This is a genomic window from Xanthobacter sp. BG11Y11_SDJG, assembly GCF_057364445.1.
Map to the genome: position 1 here is coordinate 1 of NZ_JBNFNU010000496.1, position 2,643 is coordinate 2,643.

Here is a 2,643-nt window from a genome sequence, read left to right on the forward strand (position 1 = left end):
GATTCAAAAGAGAGGACGGACGCGCCGCGATCCGGCGGCGCGTCCATGCGCATCATGCATGCGGCGGATTGCCGCCGCGACCGCCCTCAGTTCCTTGGGCGCAGTCGCAGCGGCCGGCCGCGCGGCCGCGGCCATGGCGGCCTTGCACTGGGCCGAGACCTTGCTGCTCTGTTCGGTGAGGCACTTGGCGATGCGGCCTGCACCGGGCTGAACGCCTGCGCACAGGGTCTTCACATCGTTGCCGCACGCGGTCCTGAGCGCATCGTTCTGCGCCAAAGCGGGGGAGGCGAGGAGCGCGAGCGCCGCGGCGAGGGGAAGAATCTGCTTCAGGGTCATGGGATCTCCATCTTGTCGAGAGGCGCGGACGCCGGACCAGGGCAATGGGGCGGCGTCGCCACGACCCGGCGTCCGCATGGCGGTGGTCAGGGATAGACCACCACCGAGCCGGACCGCGTCACGGACCGGCCATACGGCCCCGTGGTCGTGCGCGAGTACATATAGGAGGGATAGCCGGTGCGCGCCACGCTGCCGGAGCGCGATACGGTGTTTCCGTAAGGCCCGGTGACGGCGGCGGTCCGCGAACACACCCCCGCCGCGCAGCCGCCCGAAGCGCTGCCGGAATAGGTGCCGCGTGGCGTGGTGACGGTTCCGGAGCGCGTCCAGGCCGCCGCCTCGGTCGCGGCGGCGACGCTGAAGAGCCCCACGAGGGCAAGACAGATCGACAGCTTCATGGTCTGGCCTCCATGATGGCGCGCACCGGAGACGTCCGATCCGCCCATCCGATATGCGGGCATCCTCGCGGCGGCGCTTTGCACCGGCATTGCAGCCGGAGGCGGCGGCGTAACGTTTTTGTAACGCCGGGAGCCGGCGCCATTGCCGCCGGCGTGCGCCCCGCCCTAACGTTGCGCGCATGGCACAACGCACCCTGCTCATTGTCGAGGACGACCGCGAGATCCGCGCGCTCCTGTCGGACTTCCTGGCGCGCGAAGGCTTTGATGTCCTGGCCGCCGCGGACGGGCCGGCCATGGACCGCATCATCGCCACCGCGCGCCCGGACCTTGTGGTGCTCGACCTGATGCTGCCCGGCGAGGACGGTCTGTCCATCTGCCGGCGGCTCAGGGCCAGAGGCGGGCTGCCCATCCTCATGCTCACCGCGAAGGGCGAGGAGATCGACCGCATCCTCGGCCTGGAGATGGGCGCCGACGACTACCTTCCCAAGCCCTTCAATCCCCGCGAACTGCTGGCGCGCATCCGCGCCGTGCTGCGCCGCGCCGAGGCCGGATTGGCGCGCCCGCGCGCCGGCTCAGCTTCGCCGCCTTCGTGGCCGACCTCGATGCCCGCAGCCTCGCCGCGCCTGGCGGCGCGCCGCTGGAGCTGACGTCGGCCGAGTTCGAGCTGCTGACCTGCTTTGTCGAGCGGCCGAAGCGCGTGCTGAGCCGCGACCAGCTGCTCGACTGGACGCGCGGGCGCACCGCCGATCCGTTCGACCGCACCATCGACGTCTCGGTGAGCCGCCTGAGGCGCAAGCTCGCCTCGGCGGACCCCGAGGCGGCCCAGCTCATCAAGACCGTGCGCAACGGCGGCTATCTGTTCGCCGCCGATGTCCGCGCCCTCTGAGCGGCCATGCCGCGCTTCGGCATCGCTGCACGCATCGCGCTCATCGTCATGGCGGCGCTCATCGCCGTGCAGCTCCTCATGGTGGCGGCCTACGTGGCGGAGCGCCGCCAGACGGCCGGCTCTCCCCCGTTCACGCCGCTTCTGGGGCAGATCGCCGCTCTCGCCAAGTTGATGGATGCCTTCGGCCCCCGGGAGCAGGCGCTGGCTCTGGCCGCGAGCGCCAATCCCCGGCTTCGTGCCGCGCATCGTCGATCGCGCGACATCACGACGCCGCGGCTGCTGCGCCCCGCGGTGCGGCGGCTGCGGACGCTGGCCGAACTGGCACCGGACCGGGCTGTGGCGCTCACGCTCATCGCTGGCGAGCGCCGCGGCGACCGGCCGGTGCAGCGGCTGCGGGAACTGGTGGGCGCCCGCCTGCTGGCCGTGGTTCAGCTGGCCGACGGTCGCTACCTGGAGGTGACGGCGGGCGGCGATCTCACGGTGCGGCTGATGGGCCTGCCGGTGGGGCTCCTGGCCGGCATCCTCGGTCTGCTGGTGGCCATCGCCGCGCTGGTCGCCGTGCGGCGCGAGACGCGGCCGCTCTCCGACCTTGCCGCCGCGGTGGGCCGGTTCGGCGCCGCACTGGAGCCGCAGACCGTGCGCGAGCGCGGCGCGCCGGACGTGCGCGCGGTGATTGGCGCCGTCAACGCCATGCAGGCCCGCATCGCCGACCTGGTGCGCACGCGCACGCTGGTCCTCGGCGCCATCAGCCACGATCTGCGCACCTATCTCACCCGCCTGCGGCTGCGGCTGGAACTGCTGCCGGAGGGACCGCAGGTGGAGAAGGCCCGCGCCGATCTCGATGACATGCGTGCTCTCGTGGAGGACGCGCTCGCCTTCGCGCGCGCCTCGTTCTCCGCCGCCTCCGACGAGGTGGTGGACCTCGCCCGGATCGCCCGCGCGGAATGCCAGGCGCGGCGCGCCCAGGGCGCGCAGGTGACGCTCTCGGGCGGCGACGCGCCGCTGGAGGTGCGCGGCTCGCCCGCC

The 2,643-nt window shown here is 72.6% G+C and carries 3 protein-coding genes and 1 pseudogene; 2 read left to right on the forward strand and 2 right to left on the reverse strand.

Features of this window, described 5'->3' with window-relative positions; translation table 11 throughout:
- Positions 1-3: 3 nt before the first annotated feature.
- Positions 4-336 (reverse strand): cysteine rich repeat-containing protein, encoded by a 333-nt coding sequence (locus AC2W7M_RS23415; protein ID WP_486135324.1) that lies wholly within the window; start codon positions 334-336, stop codon positions 4-6.
- Between the two features lie 86 nt (positions 337-422).
- A complete protein-coding gene (locus AC2W7M_RS23420) occupies positions 423-731 on the reverse strand; it encodes a hypothetical protein (protein ID WP_486135326.1) in 309 nt (102 codons plus the stop codon).
- Positions 732-910: 179 nt separating this feature from the next.
- Between AC2W7M_RS23420 and AC2W7M_RS23425 the strand changes: the two are divergent.
- Positions 911-1,617 (forward strand): annotated as a pseudogene (locus tag AC2W7M_RS23425) (response regulator).
- A 6-nt stretch (positions 1,618-1,623) separates the two neighbouring features.
- Positions 1,624-2,643 (forward strand): histidine kinase dimerization/phospho-acceptor domain-containing protein (locus AC2W7M_RS23430; RefSeq protein ID WP_486135328.1); only part of this gene is annotated, 1,020 nt, incomplete at its 3' end.